Genomic DNA, 18348 nt, shown 5'->3' with positions numbered 1-18348 from the left:
TCGGACGCCGGCAGCGCGCGCGCCGGCGCCGAGTCGTCGCAGGCGACGACCCCATCCGTCGTGGCGACCAGCCCCGCATCGGCGTCGGCGGCGGCCACGTCCTCGTCGAGCGACGGCACCTGGTGGGTCGTGGCCGTCGCTCTCGGCGCGATCGCCGTCTGGCGCCGCCGTGTCGTCTCCCATCGTTCCTGACCGACCGACCTCACCACCCACCTCGACGCGCCACGCGACCGAGCACCACACCGACATCCGGGGAAGGACACTCATGACTCGCCTCACGCCGCTCGCCTGCGGCACCGCCGCGGGCCTCGCCGCGACGTTCCTGCTGGCCGTCGCTCCGAACGCGAGCGCCGCGCAGCCGCCGTACGAGCCGGACCCGGGCGCCGTCGGGACCATCACGTTCTACGACTCGACCGGGAACATCATCACTTCGGGCTCGACCACGACGGCGCCGATGGCCGCCTACGCGGTCGGCAGCGTCGCCGGACGCAGCGGCGACCACACCACACTGCTCAAGATGGCGCAGCCGAACCCGGCGTCCGTCCCCGGTCTGTGGAACGTCGACACGCTCGGCTCGGCCACGGACTACCCGCTCGCGAGCGGACCGGCCCCAGTCACCGCGTTGAGCCAGAGCCATCCGGTCTCGGCCGGTCTCAACACCGACCTCACCGTCGACGACTTCATCAGCGAGTTCCCGAACGACCCGGCGCACGACTCGAACACGGCCTACCAGAACCTGTACCAGGTGCGGCTCGTCACGGCGAACGGCGCCAACCAGAACAACCAGTACGACGTCGCCGACATCCTGGTGAGCGGCACGACGTGGACGCAGGTCTACCCGGCCCCCGCCACCGTGCCGGACGCTCCGACGAACGTGCACGCGACGGCAGGCAACCAGTCGGCGACGGTGTCCTGGTCGGCACCGAGCCAGGTCGCGACCGGGTACGACGTCCAGTACTCGACCGACGGCGGCTCCACCTGGACGACGAACACGTCGTTCGAGGGCAACGCCGCGACGACCGAGAAGATCACCGGCCTGGCCAACGGCACCGCGTACGTCTTCCGGGTCGCGGCGATCGACGGCGCCGGCACCGGGGCCTACTCGACCGCGTCGTCGCCGGTGACGCCGACTGCGGACGCGACCGCCGTCTCGATCGCGGCGCCGACCGCCGTCCGCTTCGGCACCACGGTGACCGTGACCGGTTCGGTCAGGGACACCACCACGAACACCGCCCTGGCTGGCGCGTCCGTGAAGCTCGTCCGGCGCTCGTCGCCCAACGCGCCGTGGACGCTCGTGAGGACCGTGACGTCGGGTCCGGCCGGTGGTGTGAGCGCCGCGTACAAGCCGACGACCAACGTGCAGTTCCAGTGGCAGTACGCAGCCACGGCGACCCACAGGGCGGCCGCATCGGCGGTGCGGACCGTCTCGGTCGCCCAGACGGTCAGCATCGCGGCGAAGCCCGCCTCGGTCCGGCACGGCGGCACGCTGAAGATCTACGGTGTCGTGACACCCGCGGGCGGCGGCAGCGTCTCGCTGCAGCGGCTGTTCGGCACCACCTGGAAGACCGTGGCCACCGCGACGCTCAAGCGGCAGAAGCTGCCGAACGGTGTGACCACCGTCGGCTACGTGGTCGCCGTCAAGCTCCCGACCAAGGGCAGCTACCGGTACCGCGTGACCCGTGCGAAGACGGCCACCCTGGCCGCCGGCACGTCGGCCGTGGTGACGGTGAAGGCGACCTGATGACGTCGGCGCCGTAGTTCCTCGTGCCGGAGAGCTATCCGGCCGGCGCCCCCGCTAGGCCGGGGGCGCTCGCCGAGCTCGACGCGCGCAGCATCTCGGCGTGGTTCGGTGACCGCAAGGTGTTCGACCGCGTCTCGCTGCTCATGCCCGCGGGTCAGGTGACCGCGCTGATCGGCCCGTCCGGCTGCGGCAAGTCGACCTTCCTCCGCATCCTCAACCGGATGCACGAGCTCGTGCCCTCGGCGAAGCTCGCCGGCGAGGTCCGCCTCGACGGTGTCGACATCTACGAGCCCGGACGGCGACTCACCGACGCCCGACGCGCGATCGGCATGGTCTTCCAGAAGCCGAACCCCTTCCCGGCGATGTCGATCTACGAGAACGTCGTGGCAGGGCTGCGGCTGACCGGCACACGCGTCGCGAAGTCGACCAAGGACGGCCTCGTCGAGGAGTCGCTGCGGCGAGCGGGTCTGTGGATGGAGGTGAAGGACCGGCTCGACCAGCCGGGCGGCGCGTTGTCAGGCGGCCAACAGCAGCGCCTGTGCATCGCACGGTCGCTCGCGGTCCGGCCGCGCGTGCTGCTCATGGACGAGCCGTGCTCGGCGCTCGACCCGACCTCCACGCGGGTCATCGAGGACACGATCGGCGAGCTCGTGAACGACGTGACGATCGTGATCGTCACGCACAACATGCAGCAGGCGGCGCGCGTCTCGCACCAGTGCGCGTTCTTCCTGGCACAGCAGGGCACGCCCGGCGCGATCGTCGAGCACGGACCCACGGAACTGATGTTCGGCGATCCGCAGGACCCCCGCACCGCGGACTACGTGCACGGGCGGTTCGGGTAGACCCGGGCCGTCACACCACAGCGAAGGACCGCGTCCAGGACGACGCGTGCCTTCGCCGATGGGGGGACATGAACATCGAACGCAGATCACCGCGGCGGGCCGTCCAGGCCCGCCGCAGTGTGTTCTTGCCGGGCCTCGCCGGGTTGCTGGTGGTTGTTGCCCTGATGTCTGCAGCACTGGCCGGCGCGACCCAGCCGCCGGGCGGCGTCAGCATCATCGACCCTCGGAACGGGCATCGTCTGCCTGCGGATCCACTGCTGCACCGGGGTGAGCAGGTCATCGTCCAGGTCGACGGGTTCCGGCCGGCCGCGCAGGTCGTCGTCGGGCTGGTCGGGGTCCGGCGGCTCGGGACGGTGACCGCCGACGCGTCCGGCACGGCGAGCTATCGCTTCACCGTGCCCGAGGCCCTGGCGCGCGGGCGGTATGCACTGATCCTGAGCGGACCGCCCGCGGCGACGTCCACGGCCGGCCGCTTCACGACGCCGCCCGGACATGACCCGACCCGCGCCCTCGGCGACGTCCGGGTCACCGTGCCGCTCGACGTCGACGCGGGCTTCCGGCTCGGACCGAGGCTCGGAGTGAGCGGCGTCGACTCGAGCAGCACCCCGCCGCCCCACGGGCACAGCGGCCGCGGTGGGCACGGTGTCGACGGGCAGGGCACTGGTGGCACCTCGTCGACCGGCGTCGACAGCGCGCTGCTGCTGGCCCTCGCGGCGGCCCTCGTCGCGAGCGGCCTCGTGGCGCTGCGGCGCGGCCGGCGCCGCCGCGGACGTCACCTGACCGGTTAGGCGGCGGCGACCACCACGGCCGCGGCGGCGGCGAGCATGAACGGGCCGAACGGCAGTTCCGTCTTGAGCGTCACCCGTCGTGCCGCGAGCAGCGCCAGCGTGACCACCCCGTTCAGCAGGAACGCCAGCAGGCTGCCGACCAGCACGGCGCGCCAGCCGAACCAACCCAGCGCGAGACCCAGGACGACGGCGAGCTTGACATCGCCCAGACCGAACCGGCCCGCGCCCACCACGCCGAGGACGAAGTAGCACGCACCGAGCACGACGGCGCCGAGCAGCGCCGTGAGCAGCCGGGTCGCGTCCGCCCGCACGACCGCCCCGACGACGAAGGACGCGGCCAGCCCGGCGAACGCCGCGAGCACGAAGCGGTCCGGCAGGCGGTGCACCATCAGGTCGATCGTCGCGAGCGCGACCCCGACGACGGTGAGCACCAGGAAGCCGACGAGTTCCGGTCGCGCCCCGACGACGGCGCCGAAGCCGGCGCCGACCCCGCCCGCCAGCAGTTCGAGCACGAGCGGGGGAGCGCCGAGACGTGTGCCGCAGCCGCACTTCCGGAATCCACCGTGACCGATCGGTGCGTCGCACGTTGGACACGCTGTACGGTCGGGCGCACCGGGCTCGACCGCGCTGCGGACGAGCGGCCCGCGCACCAGCGCGGCGCCGGCCGCAGTGGTGAGGGCGGCGGCCCAGACGACGACAGACATGCACGCGACGCTAGGTGGGCGCAGCCGTGCTGTCTGTCGGGCGATCGGCTGATCATTTCCTGTCCGATCAACCCGCGCGCACGGGGCACATCGACCGGGACTCTTGTGGCAGAGCGGCCGGAGGCCCTCCCCGAGTCCCCACCTCGGGAACACCCCCACCAAGGAGTACGTCCCATGAACTTCTTCACCCAGCTCGCGGTGATGCTGCACGTCGGTCTGGCCAAGATGACCGAGGCCGAGCGCAAGGACCGTGGCGTGACCGCCGCGGAGTACGGCCTGATCCTGGCCCTCATCGCGATCGTGATCATCGGTGCCGTGACGATCCTGGGCGGCAAGCTCAGCGACCTGTTCACCGCTGCGGGCAACGCGATCTGATCCCCGCTCCGCCGCTCTGCTCTCGGACGCGCCCGCCGGCTCATGCTCTGCAGCCGGCGGGCGCGTTCCTCGTGCCCCCTCCCGACGACTGGCCGGTGTCCCGTGCGACGACTGCGTGATCATGCCGATCGCGGCATCGCCGCGGTCGAGTTCGCCCTCATCATGACGGTGCTGCTGGCGCTCGTCTTCGGGGTCATCGACTTCGGCACGGCCTTCAACCGCAAGATCACCGAGACCGAGGCGGCCCGCGAGGGCGCCCGGCTCGCCGCGCTCGGCAACGCCACGAGCGCCGTGAAGAGCCGCACCCAGCAAGCGGCGTCCGGCATGACGCTGACCACCGGCAACATCGCGGTCTGCTACAAGGCCGCCACCGACTCGTCGTCCTGCTCGGGCGACACCGGCTCGCCGGTCTGCACGAGCGGCCTCACCGGCGACGCGGTCGTCACCGTCACCTACGTCTACAGCTTCCAGACGCCGATCCGGGCCTTCGTGAAGCTGGCCAACACGAGCCTGACGCTCACCGCCACCGGGAGGATGCCATGCGGTGGCTGACCCGACGGCAGCACCGCGCCGGCAGCGAACGAGGCGCCGTCACCGCCCTCCTCACGATCCTGGTCGGCACCGGCGTGCTGCTCGGCACGGGTGCCATCGTGGTCGACGTCGGCCAGCTGTACTCCGAGCGCACCCAGCTGCAGAACGGTGCGGACGCCGCGGCGATCGCGGTCGCGCAGAAGTGCGCGATCTCGCTGACGTCGTGCGCGGCCGGCGTCAGCAGCGCGCCGCGGTACGCGAACCTCAACGCGTCCGACGGCGCGTCGGCCGTCGACAGCGTCTGCGGCCGCAGCGCCATCGGCGGCCTCACGGTGTGCAGCGGTGCGACGGGCACCCTGGTGACCTGTCCGTCCCTGCCTAGTGCCGGCAACTTCGTCGACGTGCACGTCAGCACCAAGCAGGCGAACGGTTCGACCCTGCTTCCACCCACCTTCGCCGCCCACCTCGCCGGCAACAGCGCCTTCACCGGGTCGCACGTGCTCGCGTGCGCCCGGGCCACTTGGGGCGCCCCGTCGAAGAACACGGGGCTGGCACTGACGATCTCGCTGTGCGAATGGCTGCGCGCCACCTCGACCGGCACGATCAGCAAGTACGTCGCCCAGGGCCCGTACCCCTCACCGACCCCGTGGCCGCCGGCCTACACGACCGGTATCGCCGGCACCGAGCAGGTGCTGCAACTGCATGGTTCCGGCAACACCTGCTCGGGCAGTCCGTCCGGCTTCGACCTGCCCGGCGGCTTCGGCTGGCTCACCCCGGACACCGGCGGCACCTGCATCACCACGGTCAGCGCGCAGGGCACCGTCAGCGAGAACCCCGGCAACAGCGCGTCGAGCGCCTGCCAGACCGCGCTGCAGACTGCATACGCAGATTCCCTTCACAAACCGATCTATCTGCCGATCTACGACGGTGTCAAGTACTCAGGGAACAACGGCATCTACCACATCGCAGGCTTCGCCGCCTTCGTGGTGACCGGGTACCGGACACCCGGCAACCCGAGCACGCAGAGCATGCCATCGCTCATCAGCGGCACGAAGTACTGCACGGGAAGCCTGAACTCGTGCGTCTACGGCTTCTTCACCCGCGCACTCCTCCCACTCGGCACGACCCTGTCCGGCAGCACCGACATGGGGTTGCTCGTCGTGCAGTTGTCCGGCTGACCACGGAAGGTCCTCACGCCATGAAACGACGTCCCGTCCAGATCGCCCTGGCGCTCGTGCTCGCGCTGATCGCCACCGGTGCCGTGTACGCCTACGTCAAGCACGCCGATCAGCGGGCCGTGGCGGGCAAGCAGGCCGTCGACGTGCAGCTGGTGGTCAAGCCCATCCCGGCCGGCATCAGCGGCAAGGACCTCCGCGACGGCGGATACCTGCAGATCGACCACCTGCCGTCGGACTCCGTGCCGGCCGACGCCGTGCGCTCGATCGGCTCGGACCTGCTCGACCAGGTCACCACCTCCGACATCGCGGCGGGCCAGGTGCTGCTGCCGCAGATGCTCGGCACCAAGACGCCGACGACCAGCGGCCTGCCCATCCCGAAGAACAAGATGGCGGTGTCCATCGCCGTCGACGCTCCGGCCGACGTCGCAGGCTACGTGCAGCCGGGCGCCCAGATCGCCGTCTTCGACACCGTCATCCTCACCGGCCCGCACAAGGTCGCCGGCGACAACTCCAACGGCAGCAAGGACGACAACTGGACGACGAAGCTGCTGCTGCCGCGCGTCGACGTGCTCGCCGCGTCGGCGGGCGCGCCGAGCAAGGAGAACGCGGGCATGAACAACGGCACCGCGAGCCAGCAGCTGCTCGTCACGGTGGCGGTCGACCAGACCGAGGCGCAGCGGCTGATCCACGAGACCGAGCGCGGCAACCTGTACCTCGCGCTGCTGAGCCAGTCGTCCGTGACGGCACCGGGCCCTGGGATCGACAGCCAGGGCACCGACACCCCGGTCTTCCCGGATTGGGCGCACGCATCATGACGCTGCTCTTCGAACCCGACCCGGACGTCGCGGCCCGCATCGTCGCCGCCTTCGGTCCGGGCAGCGAGATCCGCGTGGTCGACGACCTCGGCTCGGCGTCACGGGCGGTCGCCGTCGAGCCGGCGCCGTGCATCCTCGTCCTCGGACCGACGCCCCGTCTCATCGAGGCGCTTGCCTTCGCCGACGAGGCCCGCTCGATCCGTCCGGCCGTCTCGACCGTCATGGTGCGTGACGAGCTCGACGTCAGCGAGCTGACCGGGGCGATCCGCGCCGGCGTGCGCGACGTCGTGCGCACCGATGACGTGCGCGGGCTGCTCGGTGCGGTGAACCGCCTGGTCAACCCACCCAAGCACGCCGAGCGCGTCGAGCTCGACATCGCCGAGGACGGCCCGCTCGCGACGGTCGGTCAGGGCACGGTCATCGCGCTGTTCGCCGCGAAGGGCGGCAGCGGCAAGACGACCGTCGCCACCAACCTCGCGGTCGCGCTGAACCGCAAGGGCGCGCGCCGCGTGTGCCTGGTCGACCTCGACGTCGCGTTCGGCGACGTCGCCATGATGCTGGGGCTCGCCCCGCGGCGCACGCTGGCCGACGCGGTGGAGTTCCACGGCGGTCTGGACGACGGCCGCCTGGCGCAGCTGATCACCCCGTACGCCAAGGGCTTCGACTGCGTGCTGGCACCGACCAACCCGTCCGACGGCGACCACGTCACCGCCGAGCTGGTCACCGCGCTGCTGACAATCCTGCGGGCGCGCTACGACTACGTCGTCGTCGACACCCCCGGGCAGTTCAGCGAGCAGGTGCTGGCCGTGCTCGACGTGGCCGACCACCACCTGCTGCCGATCACCGCCGAGTCGACGGCGCTGAAGTCGTTGCGCGTGACGCTCGACCTGCTCGACGCGCTGTCCTACAAGCCCGACCTGCGCGGTCTGGTCATCAACGCGGCGGACGCGAAGGGCGCGCTCAAGCAGGCCGACCTCGAGCGGGTCGCCGAACTGCCTGCGATGGCGGCGCTGCCGTCCAGTCCCGACGTCCTCGCCGCCGTCAACAAGGGACTGCCCCTCACGGCCGAGAACGACAAGCACCCGTACGCCGTCGCCGTGCGTGCGCTCGCCGATTCGCTCGCCGGCGAGCAGGCCCAGCCGGCCAAGGCGAAGGGCCGTTCGTGGAGGCGACGCGGATGAGTCTCGCCGATCTCGTCGCGGCCCGGCAGGCCCGGTCGGCGCAGGCCGCCGCGGCCGCCGCGCAGGCGGTCGACCGTGGGGCGACACAGCCGGAGCGCGTCGACGTCAGCAAGCCTGCCCCGAGCACGCCGCACGCCGTGACACTGCCGCGCTCGCGTCCGCGCGACCCGCTCGCCGCGGTGAAGCGCAAGGTGCACGGGGCGCTGCTCGAGGCGTTGGGACCGGCGCTGCAGTCGGCGAAGCTGAGCGAGGACGACGTCGCCCAGCAGGTGAAGGGCCTGCTGCAGGAGGTCATCGACGCCGAGGAGACGCCGCTGACCGCGGGCGAGCGTGCCCGGCTCACCAGCATGATCATCGACGAGGTGCTCGGCCATGGCCCGCTCGAGCCGCTGCTGCGCGATCCCGACGTCACCGAGATCATGGTCAACGGGCCCGACCGGATCTTCGTCGAGCGCAAGGGCCGCATCCACACCGTCGACGCGGTCTTCGCCGACGAGGCGCACCTGCGGCGCGTCATCGACAAGATCGTGAGCCGGGTCGGCCGCCGGGTCGACGAGGCGAGCCCCCTGGTCGACGCGCGCCTGCCCGACGGCTCGCGCGTGAACGTCGTCATCCCGCCCGTCTCGCTCGACGGATCGACGATGTCGATCCGGAAGTTCGCCACCGATCCGTTCGGCGTCGACGACCTCATCGCGTTCGGCACCATGACGCCCGCAGTGGCGGAACTGCTCGACGCGTGCGTCCGTGCACGGCTCAACGTGCTGATCAGCGGCGGCACCGGCTCGGGCAAGACGACCACGCTCAACGTGCTGTCGTCGTTCGTCCCGAACGACCAGCGCATCGTCACCATCGAGGACGCCGCCGAACTGCAACTGCGGCAGGAGCACGTGATCCGCCTCGAGTCGCGGCCGCCGAACATCGAGGGCAAGGGGCAGATCACGATCCGCGACCTCGTGCGGAACGCGCTCCGGATGCGTCCTGACCGCATCATCGTCGGCGAGGTGCGTGACGGCGCCGCGCTCGACATGCTGCAGGCGATGAACACCGGCCACGACGGGTCCATCACCACGCTGCACTCGAACAGCCCGCGCGACTCGCTCGCCCGCATCGAGACGATGGTGCTGATGGCGGGCGTCGACCTGCCGACGCGGGCGATCCGCGAGCAGACCGCGTCGGCGATCGACCTGATCGTGCACCAGAGCCGGTTGCGCGACGGTACGCGCCGCATCACGCACATCACCGAGGTCACCGGCATGGAGACCGACGTGATCACGCTGCAGGACATCTTCACCTTCGACTTCGGTGCCGGCGTCGACGACGACGGCAAGTACCGCGGCACGCTCAAGGCGACCGGTCTGCGGCCGCAGTTCGCCGAGAAGCTGCGCGACGAGGGCATCGACCTCCCCGGCGGGCTGTTCGGCGGTGACCTGCGATGACCGTGCTGCTCGCGCTCACGTTCGGCTGCGTGCTCACCTTCGCCCTGCTGATCACCTGGACGCCGAAGCGCAAGGACGACGACCCGCTCGCGGTCGTCGACATGTACCGCGTCACGGCGCACGTCGTCGAGCCGGAGATGCCTGCCGCGCCGCCGCAGGAGAGCAAGCTGCTGCGTGTCGCACTCGCGTTCCTCGACCGTCAGGTGCGCGCCCGCGGTGCACGCGAGAAGATCGCCGCTACGCTGGACGCCGCCGGCCTCACCATGCGGCCCGAGGAGTTCGTGCTGCTGCGTCTCGGCATCACGCTGGTGCTCGGCGCGACGGTCATGGTGCTGTTCGGGTCGCTGCTGCTCGGCCTCCTGCTCGGTGTCGCGATCGCGTGGATCGCCACCCGACTGTTCGTCTCGATCCGCACGACCAAGCGGCAGGTGGCCTTCGGCGAGCAGTTGCCCGACGTGTTGCAGCTGGTCGCCGGCGCCCTGCGGTCGGGCTTCTCGCTGAGCCAGTCGCTCGACACGGTCGTCCGTGAGGGCGAGAAGCCCGCAGCGGACGAGTTCGCGCGGGCGTTGGCCGAGGCGCGCTTCGGCGCCGACGTCGAGGACGCGCTCGACCGCGTCGCCGACCGGATGAAGTGCACCGACCTCTCGTGGGTCGTGATGGCGATCCGCATCCAGCGCTCCGTCGGCGGCAACCTCGCCGAGATCCTCATGACGACGGTCGGGACGATGCGCGAGCGCGCGTCGCTGCGCCGCACCGTGCGGGCGCTCTCGGCGGAGGGGCGGTTGTCGGGTCGCATCCTCATCGGCCTGCCGATCTTCGTGGTCGGCTTCGTCCAGATGACCAACCCGGGCTACATCCGCCCGCTGTTCCACACGAGCACCGGCACCGTGCTGCTGGTCGTCGCCGTCGTGCTCGAGCTCCTGGGCTCGGTGTGGATCAAGAAGGTCTCGAAGGTGGACATCTGATGCTGCTGCTCGTCGTCGGCCTGGTCAGCGCCGCCCTCTGCGTGCTCGTCCTCGTGCTCGGTGCCTTCGGCGTGTTCGATCCGGCACCCTCCGAGGCGTCGCTCGAGACCATCGAGACCTTCTACGGCCACAACCGCGCAGCACCGGCCGCCGTGCGCTTCGGCGCCGAGCCGTTGCCGCCGGCCATGCAACGGCTGCGCGCGATCGTCGTGCGCATCTCGCCGGCCGCGGTCGTCACCAACATCGGGCAGCGTCTCGACCAGGCCGGCAACCCGGGCAAGTGGACGGTCGAACGCGTCCTGGCGTTCAAGGGCCTCAGCCTCTTCGCGCTCGGCGGGCTCTTCTTCGTCCTGGGCATCGACTCGGGGCCGAAGGCGCTGTTCTGGGCGCTCGTCGGCGCCTTCCTCGGCTTCGCGCTGCCCGACTACGTCCTCGCCAAGCGTGCGGACGCGCGCCAGCAGCGCATCCGCAAGGGGCTGCCCGACGCGATCGACATGCTCACCGTGTGCGTCGAAGCAGGCCTCGGGTTCGATGCCGCGCTCGCCCAGGTCGCGCGCAACCTCCAGGGCCCGATGGCCGAGGAGTGCGGCCGGGTGCTGCAGGAGATGCAGTTCGGCAAGTCGCGCGTCGAGGCGCTGCGCGCGCTCGTCGAGCGCACGACCGTGCGCGAGCTGCGCATGTTCATCTCGGCGATCGTGCAGGCCTCCGGCCTCGGCATCTCCGTCGCCGCGGTGCTGCGCGAGCAGTCGCGCGAGATGCGACTGACCAGCCGTCAGCTGGCCGAGGAGGTCGCGCAGAAGATCCCGGTGAAGATCCTCTTCCCCGTCGTGTTCTGCCTGCTGCCCGCGATGTTCGTCATCATCCTCGGCCCCGGGATCATGGGCCTCGGCAAGGTCTTCTGATCCCTGTCACGACCTCCGCTCCAAGCCTGACCGGCACTGGGGACACCGACTGCAGTTGACAGACCTCACGCGCCGGAGCGAAGAATGATCTCGCCGAAAGCCCCGATGCGCCGGAGGTCCGCGTGCAAGATGCTGCGAGCACGCCCGGACATGCGGCAGCGTCGGCTTGAACGATCCGGTGCCTCGTGGTCGCGCTCCGTTACTGGTGCGAGGCATCTGGTGGCGGAGACGGCTGGCGGTCGCGGTGTTGCTCGTCGGCACCGTCGTGATGGGCGCCGCCGTGCTGGGGCCGCTGTATGCGCGGGCGGCCGGCGAGTCGACACTGCGTGACGAGCTGACTCAGGCCGGCACGGAGACGGGGCTGGAGTTCCAGGACGTCCCGTACGAGTTCGACCTCACGACGTCGGTGTCGCACTTCGACCTCGGCCAGGCTGCGACGCCCAGGCCCGGTGCGGTGCGCGGCTACCCGACGCGGATCCCCTCCATCCAGGTGCAGACGAAGGCGACCGCGCCAGGCAGTGCGACGGTGCGGGTGGGCATGCTGTGGCGTCCTGGCGCCTGTTCGCAGTTGATCATCGTGGCCGGTCACTGTCCCACCGGGCCCGGGCAGGTGTTGGTCAGTGCACGTACCGTCGACGGTGGCTACGGGTGGCGGCTGGGTGGCCGACTGACGTTCGCGATCGGCACCACCCTCCGCATCGTGGGAATCTACACGCCGCGAGATTCGCAGGGTGCGTTCTGGTTCGGCCACGACTACTTCGAGGAGTTCCCGAGCAGCGACGGCCCGGACTGGGTCGACCAGGTCTTCGTCGACCGGGCCGCGACTCGAGCGTTGCCGCCACACACGCAAGCGACGCTGGCGTGGGACTACCCGCTGGATCCCAGCGCCATCCGGCTGAAGGACGTCGGGAGGCTGCGCCGCGACGTGGCCGCGTTGCAGCGCCGCTACAGGAGCGCCGGTCCCTGCAACTTCGACTGCTCGGGCGAACCTGTCCACCTGCAGGTGTCGACCGGCCTCAGCAAGGTGCTCGATGCGGCGGCTCGTCAACGGGAACTGGTCGATCGCGGCACGCTGCTGGTGACGCTGCAATTGGCGTTGCTCGCATGGCTCGTGCTGTTCGAGGTCGTCACCGACGCCGTCGAGGCCCGGGGCAATGAACTCGCGCTGGCGAAGCTCCGGGGACTGCGGCCGTGGTGGACGGCCCGCTTCGCCCTGTCCGAGCCGCTGCTCGTCCTTGCCGTCGCGGCGCCGATCGGCCTGGGGCTGGGGTGGACCGCGGCCGAGCTCTTCTCGAGCGCCGTCCTCGCCCCGAACACGCCCGTCGTGCTGACCTGGTCGGCCGCGGCGGCGCTGGCTTCCGGCTTCGCCGGTGGAGTGGTGGCGTCCGTCGCTGCGTGTCACCGGGCGCTGCACCGGAGCGTGCTGGCGCAGTGGCGGCGCACCCTCGGGTCGCCGCCTCGCTCACACGTCGGGTTGGCGATCGACCTGAGCGTGTCGGCGGCGGCCATCGCCGGCCTGGTGTGGTTGTCGTCGAGCGGAGGCGCTGCGGGCAGCGCAGCCCTGCTCGCGCCGGGGCTGCTGGTGACGGCCGCAGCGCTGCTCGGTGCGCGAGCGTTACCCGTCCTCACCCGCACGCTGCTCCGTCCGACGCGTGCCTCCGGCCGCATCGGGCTGTTCCTGGCGACGCGGCAGGTCGCTCGCCGTCCCGCCGGACTGCGGCTCGCGGCGCTGCTGGCGGTGGCGGTCGGTCTGGCGACCTTCGGCGTGATCGGCGAATCGGTCGCTGCGTCCAACCGCACCGCCCGCGCACATGCCGAGATCGGTGCCGACCGGACGGTCGCGGTGCAGTTCGTGCGAGGTGTCGATCCGGTCGCGGCGGTACGGAAGGCCGATCCGGCCGGCCGCTGGGCGATGGCAGCCGCGACGTGGCTGCCGGACGGCGGCGGCTCGATCGTCGGCACGGTGCTGGCCCTCGACGCATCCCGGCTGGCCCGGGTCGGCTACGCGGCCAGTGGCGGGCCGAGCACCGCACGGATGGCGAGCGTGATCGGGTCGTCCGCCGTCGACCGTGTGGACACCTCATCGCCGAGGCTGCGGGTGCTCATCAGCGCGTCATCGGTCCACGGCGCGCCACCGCAGGTCCAGTTCGTGCTCCGCACCGCGCGTGCACCGTTCCTCTCGGTGGACGCCGGCACCATCCGGCCCGGCACCCACACCTACACCGCACCGGTGGACTGCGCGACCGGCTGCATGCTGCTCGGGCTCGCCTGGAACAGGGATGTCACCTACGACGGCACGATGTCCGGACGACTCCTCGTCCACCGGATCGAGCAGGACGAACAGTCGAAGTGGGTCCCGGTCGGTGCGTCCCTGACGGACCAGCGAGCGTGGCGCGCGAATCCGGTCAGCGAGAGCAGCGACAGCCTGCACGCCACGCCGGGCGGACTGGTCGACGACTACCGCAGCCGAAGCGGCTTCAACGGGGTCACCTACGCCTTCGCGCCGCAACCCCTGCCTGTGATCGCCACCCACGCCGGCGTCGCCGGCGGTGCCGAGACATCGCGCCCCCGGCAGATGATCGACCAACTCGGCATCACTGCGACGTTCACCGTCGCGCACTGGGCGCCGGCACTCCCGGTCGTGCTCGACACCGGGCTCATCGCCGACCTGAACGATCTGCGCGCCCTCCGGCCCGGCTTCGACACCGAGGCCAACTGGACGGTGTGGATCGGGCCCCGCGCACCGTCCGACGCGCTGGCGCGGCTCCGCGCAACCGGACTCACGCTGCAACGCGTGAGGTCCACGTCGTCGCGGATCGTGCAGCTCGGAAGGCAAGCACCCGCGCTGTCGCTGTTCCTGTTGCTGGCCTGCGCGATCGTCGGCTCCGTCGTCGCGGTCGGTGGTACCGCAACCGCGATCAGCGCGAGCGCCCGACGGCGCTCGTTCGAGACCGCTGCGCTGCGGGTGGTCGGCGTGCCGCGGAGCGCGCTGTACCGCGGCGGGGTCCTCGAGCAGTTGATCCTGCTCGGCGCGGCAGTGCTGCTCGGCATACCGGCGGGCGCGCTCGCTGCCCGGCTGGCGATGCCCGTCATCCCCGAGTTCGCCGACACCACCCCGATCCTGCTGCACTACCGCCCGCCTGCACTCCCGATCGTCGCATTCGCCGCCGCGTTCACAGCGCTCGTCGGTCTGGCCAGCATGATCGCCGCAGCCGCCGTGCTCCGGTCGGCCGTGCCCACACGCCTTCGCGGGACCGAGGAATGACGGGCCTGCCGGTGCGCTGCCTGCAACTGCGCCACACCTACCGCATGCACGGCGAAGCACTCGTCGCCCTCGACGGCATCGACCTCGAGCTGGAGGCGGGCACGAGCAACGCGATCAGCGGGCCGTCCGGCTCCGGCAAGTCGACACTGGTCAACCTGCTCGCCGGCCTGCAACGCCCCAGCTCCGGCCACGTCTTCATCGGCGAGCACGAGCTCAGCGCCATGACGCCGACCGCACTGCTGCGCATCCGCGCCGAACGCGTCGCGACGGCCGTCCAGAACCCCAGCCGGAACCTGCTGCCGTTCGGTGACCCGATCGACAACATCCGGTTCGCGCAACGCGGACCGCGCAGCTACCGCCGCCGGGTCGACCTGCCCGATCCCGCCGGCCTGCTCGGCGAGCTCGGACTCGGCGACCTGGCCGGCGTCGCCGTCGATCGCCTCAGCGGCGGAGAACGGCAACGCGTCGCGCTCGCGGTCGCCATGGCCAACCACCCAGCAGTGCTCATCGCCGACGAACCCACCAGCCAGCTCGACTCCGCCAACCGGGACCGCGTGGCCGACATCCTGCGACTGATTACCACGCGCTTCGGTACGACGGTCGTCGCCGTCACCCACGACCCGCAGGTCGCCGAGGCCCTCGACCGGACCATCCGACTCCGCGACGGTCGGATCGTCGAGGACAGCGCAGCATGACCGGCGATCGGCACCCCTCGCTCGGTGCGGCCTCCGCCGCGGCGCTCCCGGCGGACTTTCCGTCGCTCGGGCCGCTCGTGGCCGACCGGTTGCGCTACCGGCGCGGCGGCCGCACCCTGCTCGACGACGTGTCGTTCCATGCGCCGCCCGGTCAGATCGTCGCCGTGATGGGTCCCTCCGGCAGCGGCAAGTCCAGCTTCCTCGCCCTGCTCGCCGGGCTGGACCGACCGGACAGCGGGACCGTCTCGCGCCACCCCGCGGACGCCTCGCTCGGCCTGGTCCTCCAGGCGTACGGTCTCGCGAACCTGCTCACCGCCGCCGAGAACGTCGAGATCGCGCTGCAACCCGCCGTCGCCGCCGGCAGGCTCACCCGCGCGGACGTGCGACGCGAAGCGTCCGGGGCCCTCGACACGGTCGGCCTCAGCGACGTCGCCGATCACCTCATCGAGGAGCTCTCCGGCGGCCAGCAGCAGCGCGTCGCGGTCGCACGCGCCCTCGTCACCACGCCGGACATCCTGCTCGCCGACGAGTTCGCAGCCGAGTTGGACCAGCACGCGAAGGAGCGCATCTTCGATCTCGTCCTCGGGGTGGCTCGCCGCGGCGGCATCGTCGTCATCGCCACCCACGACCGTGACATCGCCGAACGCTGCGACCGAGCCTTCCAACTTTGCGACGGACGGCTCCACGCCGGGCCGTGAGCAGGGGCGCGTGGTGCGTCAGCCGGCGCGCTGGGCCTCGGGCTGCAGAAGGCCGAGGCGGATCGCCTTGAGCAGCGCCTGCGTGCGGCTGGTCGACTCGAGCTTGTCGTAGAGGCGGGCGACGTAGGTCTTCGTCGTCGACATGCTGATCGCCAGCGTGGCGGCGACCGACGGCAGCGAGTGGCCGTCGCGCAGCAGTTCGAGCACCTGCTGCTCGCGCGGGCTCAACGTCAGTGCAGGCGCGGCCGGACGGGGCAGTTGGCGCTTGGCGCTCCCGGCGCCCGCACGGGCCTGGGCGAGCGCGCCGCGGACGGCCGTCACGAGGTCGTCGGCGTCGGCGCGCATGGGCAGCCAGTGCACACCGCCGGCGACCGTCGCCTGCAGGCGGCTGGTGGCACCCTCGCCGCGCAGGACGACGACCGCGAGGTGCGGCCGGGCGGTGCGCAGTCGGGCGACGGCGGCGGTCGCCGTCGCGAGTTCCATGCCGGCGGCGTCGAGCACGGCCACGTCGACGGTGTCGCGCGCGACCGCCTGCAGCGCCGCGTCGACGTCGGCCGCGTCGTCGACCTCGGCGCCCAGCGTGTCGACGAGGTGCTGGGCGAGCGCCCAGCCGACGAAGGGGTCGGCGTCGACGACGAGCACGCGCAGGGTGGCGCAGGCGGCCGCGTCGGTGGTGACCGGCGCGGGCGCGGTGGGCGCCGCGTCGACGGACGGGGCCGGGACGAGGTGGGGGGCGAATCGAGTGGGCATGGGGTGCTCCGCGGCTGGGTGGATCGGGTCGTTCGGTGCCCCCGCGGCGGGACCGAGGTCCCGACCTCCTAAAGCTAACACAGATCTAACGCATCGTGCTCAAGGAAATGTCCGGTCGGACGATGGTGACGGTGCAGGCCCAAGGACGGGCCGCACGTACCAGCACGCAGGAGGCGGACACCTTGTCGACCATGCATGCGGTCAGCTCTGCCACAGCACCTGTTGAGGCCGAGCGCGCCGCCACGAAGGTGCTCGTCGTCGAGGCCCACCCCATCGTGCGGTGGGCGCTGGCCCGCATGGCCGACCGCGAGCACGACCTCGCGTCCGTCGGCACCGCCGAGAGCATCGACGAGGCGCTGCCGCTGATCGCCGAGCTGCGCCCGGTCGTGATCACCCTCGCGATCGAGACCGGCCAGGACCAGACCGAGCTCGACCGCGTGCCCGAACTGCGCACCCGTTTCCCCGAGCTGGGCGTCGTCGTGCTGGCCAGCGAGCCGGACGACGAACTGCTCTTCCGCGCCCTCGACGTCGGCGCCTCGGCGTTCGTGATCAAGCGCGCGCCCGTCGAGGAGATCCTCAGCGCCGTGCGCCACGCGGCGGTCGCGTCCGGCTCGTTCAGCGCCACCGGCCTCGCCGACGCGCTGCGCCGCCGCAGCGTCGCTGCGAGCCGGCCGGCGCTGGCGGCACGTGACCGCGAGGTGCTCGACATGCTGCACCGCGGCATGTCGACGGCCGAGGTCGCGCGCACCCTCTACGTCAGCCACTCGACGGCGAAGGCGCGCATCGCGCACCTGTACGACAAGCTCGGCGCTGCCAACCGCGCGCAGGCCCTGATGGCGGCCGTCCGCCTCGGGCTGATCGAGCCCTGACCGATCGCGCGGTCAGGATCCCGTCCTGACCATCGGGGTCGAAGGTCCCGTCCCACCCACGCCGGCTCAACCGCCGGACGCGCAGCGCCGATGGGCGACGCGAAGGCAAGGAGGCCAGCAGTGTCCGGCGAAGACGACGAGATCATCCAGGAATTCCTGGTCGAGAGCTACGAGAACCTCGACCAGCTCGACCGCGACTTCGTCGAGCTCGAGCAGCACCCCGGTTCCCGCGAACTGCTGTCCAGCATCTTCCGCACCATCCACACGATCAAGGGCACCAGCGGCTTCCTCGCCCTGTCGCGCCTCGAGCGGGTCACCCACATCGGCGAGAACCTGCTCTCGAAGCTGCGCGACGGCGAGATGAGCATGACGCCGCGCACCGCGGACGCCCTGCTGCACATGGTCGACTGCGTGCGCTCGCTGCTCACCGTCATCGAGAACACCGGCTCGGACGCCGACCCGTCGGTCGACATCGACGTCGTCGTCGACGAGCTCGCCGCGTGCCTCGACCCGGCTGCGCCGGCCGTCGAGGCGCCGGCACCCGTCACCGTCGCCGACTCCACGCCCGTTGAGGCCGTGGCGACCCCCGAGCCCTCCGTCGCGGCCGCGGAGG

At 71.5% G+C, this 18348-nt stretch carries 18 protein-coding genes; 16 read left to right on the top strand and 2 right to left on the bottom strand.

All coding sequences use genetic code 11. The features are described 5' to 3' along the window. The first annotated feature begins 265 nt into the window (after positions 1–265). The 3 genes from ACTHMS_RS21625 (at position 266) to ACTHMS_RS21615 (ending at position 3371) form a co-directional block, all read left to right on the top strand. Entirely contained in the window at positions 266–1741 is a 1476-nt protein-coding gene (locus ACTHMS_RS21625; protein ID WP_440308725.1) for a fibronectin type III domain-containing protein, read from the top strand. Between the two features lie 23 nt (positions 1742–1764). Then, a complete protein-coding gene (locus ACTHMS_RS21620) occupies positions 1765–2583 on the top strand; it encodes a phosphate ABC transporter ATP-binding protein (protein ID WP_440308724.1) in 819 nt (272 codons plus the stop codon). 164 nt (positions 2584–2747) lie between these two features. Then, complete coding sequence (locus ACTHMS_RS21615) at positions 2748–3371, top strand: hypothetical protein (protein WP_440308723.1); 624 nt, start codon at positions 2748–2750, stop codon at positions 3369–3371. Here the strand turns inward: ACTHMS_RS21615 and ACTHMS_RS21610 are convergent. Beyond that, positions 3368–4075 carry a prepilin peptidase gene (locus tag ACTHMS_RS21610; protein WP_440308722.1) on the bottom strand — a complete coding sequence of 236 codons (708 nt, stop codon included), beginning with the start codon at positions 4073–4075 and terminating at the stop codon, positions 3368–3370. The two genes, ACTHMS_RS21615 and ACTHMS_RS21610, sit on opposite strands and share 4 nt — an antisense overlap. A 174-nt stretch (positions 4076–4249) precedes the next feature. On the opposite strand from ACTHMS_RS21610, the gene ACTHMS_RS21605 reads away from it, so the two are divergent. From ACTHMS_RS21605 to ACTHMS_RS21555, 11 genes are all read left to right on the top strand, one after another. Continuing rightward, the gene (locus ACTHMS_RS21605; protein ID WP_440308721.1) at positions 4250–4450 is read left to right on the top strand and encodes a Flp family type IVb pilin; all 201 of its coding nucleotides are present in this window, start codon (positions 4250–4252) and stop codon (positions 4448–4450) included. A 102-nt stretch (positions 4451–4552) separates the two neighbouring features. After that, a complete protein-coding gene (locus ACTHMS_RS21600; RefSeq protein WP_440308720.1) occupies positions 4553–5002 on the top strand; it encodes a TadE/TadG family type IV pilus assembly protein in 450 nt (149 codons plus the stop codon). Then, positions 4990–6159: a pilus assembly protein TadG-related protein gene (locus ACTHMS_RS21595; RefSeq protein WP_440308719.1), complete on the top strand. Its 1170-nt coding sequence runs from the start codon at positions 4990–4992 to the stop codon at positions 6157–6159. The genes ACTHMS_RS21600 and ACTHMS_RS21595 overlap by 13 nt, the downstream gene beginning before the upstream one ends. A 20-nt stretch (positions 6160–6179) precedes the next feature. Then, the gene (gene cpaB / locus ACTHMS_RS21590) at positions 6180–6974 is read left to right on the top strand and encodes a Flp pilus assembly protein CpaB (protein ID WP_440308718.1); all 795 of its coding nucleotides are present in this window, start codon (positions 6180–6182) and stop codon (positions 6972–6974) included. Beyond that, positions 6971–8155: an AAA family ATPase gene (locus ACTHMS_RS21585; RefSeq protein WP_440308717.1), complete on the top strand. Its 1185-nt coding sequence runs from the start codon at positions 6971–6973 to the stop codon at positions 8153–8155. The genes cpaB and ACTHMS_RS21585 overlap by 4 nt, the downstream gene beginning before the upstream one ends. After that, positions 8152–9591, top strand: a complete 1440-nt coding sequence (locus tag ACTHMS_RS21580) for a CpaF family protein (protein ID WP_440308716.1) — start codon at positions 8152–8154, stop codon at positions 9589–9591. Before ACTHMS_RS21585 ends, ACTHMS_RS21580 begins: the two co-directional genes overlap by 4 nt. Continuing rightward, the gene (locus ACTHMS_RS21575; RefSeq protein WP_440308715.1) at positions 9588–10556 is read left to right on the top strand and encodes a type II secretion system F family protein; all 969 of its coding nucleotides are present in this window, start codon (positions 9588–9590) and stop codon (positions 10554–10556) included. The genes ACTHMS_RS21580 and ACTHMS_RS21575 overlap by 4 nt, the downstream gene beginning before the upstream one ends. Further along, positions 10556–11458, top strand: coding sequence for a type II secretion system F family protein (locus tag ACTHMS_RS21570; RefSeq protein WP_440308714.1), 903 nt, complete (start codon positions 10556–10558; stop codon positions 11456–11458). Before ACTHMS_RS21575 ends, ACTHMS_RS21570 begins: the two co-directional genes overlap by 1 nt. A 205-nt stretch (positions 11459–11663) precedes the next feature. Further along, positions 11664–14723 carry an FtsX-like permease family protein gene (locus ACTHMS_RS21565; RefSeq protein WP_440308713.1) on the top strand — a complete coding sequence of 1020 codons (3060 nt, stop codon included), beginning with the start codon at positions 11664–11666 and terminating at the stop codon, positions 14721–14723. Next, entirely contained in the window at positions 14720–15418 is a 699-nt protein-coding gene (locus tag ACTHMS_RS21560) for an ABC transporter ATP-binding protein (protein WP_440308712.1), read from the top strand. Before ACTHMS_RS21565 ends, ACTHMS_RS21560 begins: the two co-directional genes overlap by 4 nt. Further along, entirely contained in the window at positions 15415–16116 is a 702-nt protein-coding gene (locus ACTHMS_RS21555; protein ID WP_440308711.1) for an ABC transporter ATP-binding protein, read from the top strand. The genes ACTHMS_RS21560 and ACTHMS_RS21555 overlap by 4 nt, the downstream gene beginning before the upstream one ends. An 18-nt stretch (positions 16117–16134) precedes the next feature. Here ACTHMS_RS21555 and ACTHMS_RS21550 read toward each other — a convergent pair whose 3' ends face one another. After that, on the bottom strand, positions 16135–16866 hold the full coding sequence (locus ACTHMS_RS21550) for a LuxR C-terminal-related transcriptional regulator (RefSeq protein ID WP_440308710.1): 732 nt from the start codon (positions 16864–16866) through the stop codon (positions 16135–16137). 122 nt (positions 16867–16988) lie between these two features. Between ACTHMS_RS21550 and ACTHMS_RS21545 the strand changes: the two genes are divergently transcribed. Together ACTHMS_RS21545 and ACTHMS_RS21540 are read left to right on the top strand one after the other, a co-directional pair. Then, positions 16989–17735: a LuxR C-terminal-related transcriptional regulator gene (locus tag ACTHMS_RS21545; RefSeq protein ID WP_440308709.1), complete on the top strand. Its 747-nt coding sequence runs from the start codon at positions 16989–16991 to the stop codon at positions 17733–17735. Between the two features lie 120 nt (positions 17736–17855). Further along, positions 17856–18348, top strand: a 493-nt coding sequence (locus tag ACTHMS_RS21540; protein ID WP_440308708.1) for an Hpt domain-containing protein, incomplete at its 3' end; no start/stop codon positions are given.

Origin of the sequence: Jatrophihabitans sp. (assembly GCF_051960575.1) — a bacterium.
In the GTDB taxonomy this organism is placed as follows: Bacteria; Actinomycetota; Actinomycetes; order Mycobacteriales; family Jatrophihabitantaceae; genus JBQCEE01.
The sequence above is the reverse complement of the archived record's forward strand: the minus strand, read 5'-3'. Positions and strand labels throughout refer to the sequence as shown.

Coding starts and splice junctions, on each gene's coding strand:
- ACTHMS_RS21625 (WP_440308725.1), top strand. CDS start 266: ATGACTCGCCTCACGCCGCTCGCCTGCGGCACCGCCGCGGGCCTCGCC.
- ACTHMS_RS21615 (WP_440308723.1), top strand. CDS start 2,748: ATGTCTGCAGCACTGGCCGGCGCGACCCAGCCGCCGGGCGGCGTCAGC.
- ACTHMS_RS21610 (WP_440308722.1), bottom strand. CDS start 4,075: ATGTCTGTCGTCGTCTGGGCCGCCGCCCTCACCACTGCGGCCGGCGCC.
- ACTHMS_RS21605 (WP_440308721.1), top strand. CDS start 4,250: ATGAACTTCTTCACCCAGCTCGCGGTGATGCTGCACGTCGGTCTGGCC.
- ACTHMS_RS21595 (WP_440308719.1), top strand. CDS start 4,990: ATGCGGTGGCTGACCCGACGGCAGCACCGCGCCGGCAGCGAACGAGGC.
- cpaB (WP_440308718.1), top strand. CDS start 6,180: ATGAAACGACGTCCCGTCCAGATCGCCCTGGCGCTCGTGCTCGCGCTG.
- ACTHMS_RS21585 (WP_440308717.1), top strand. CDS start 6,971: ATGACGCTGCTCTTCGAACCCGACCCGGACGTCGCGGCCCGCATCGTC.
- ACTHMS_RS21580 (WP_440308716.1), top strand. CDS start 8,152: ATGAGTCTCGCCGATCTCGTCGCGGCCCGGCAGGCCCGGTCGGCGCAG.
- ACTHMS_RS21575 (WP_440308715.1), top strand. CDS start 9,588: ATGACCGTGCTGCTCGCGCTCACGTTCGGCTGCGTGCTCACCTTCGCC.
- ACTHMS_RS21570 (WP_440308714.1), top strand. CDS start 10,556: ATGCTGCTGCTCGTCGTCGGCCTGGTCAGCGCCGCCCTCTGCGTGCTC.
- ACTHMS_RS21560 (WP_440308712.1), top strand. CDS start 14,720: ATGACGGGCCTGCCGGTGCGCTGCCTGCAACTGCGCCACACCTACCGC.
- ACTHMS_RS21555 (WP_440308711.1), top strand. CDS start 15,415: ATGACCGGCGATCGGCACCCCTCGCTCGGTGCGGCCTCCGCCGCGGCG.
- ACTHMS_RS21550 (WP_440308710.1), bottom strand. CDS start 16,866: ATGCCCACTCGATTCGCCCCCCACCTCGTCCCGGCCCCGTCCGTCGAC.
- ACTHMS_RS21545 (WP_440308709.1), top strand. CDS start 16,989: ATGGTGACGGTGCAGGCCCAAGGACGGGCCGCACGTACCAGCACGCAG.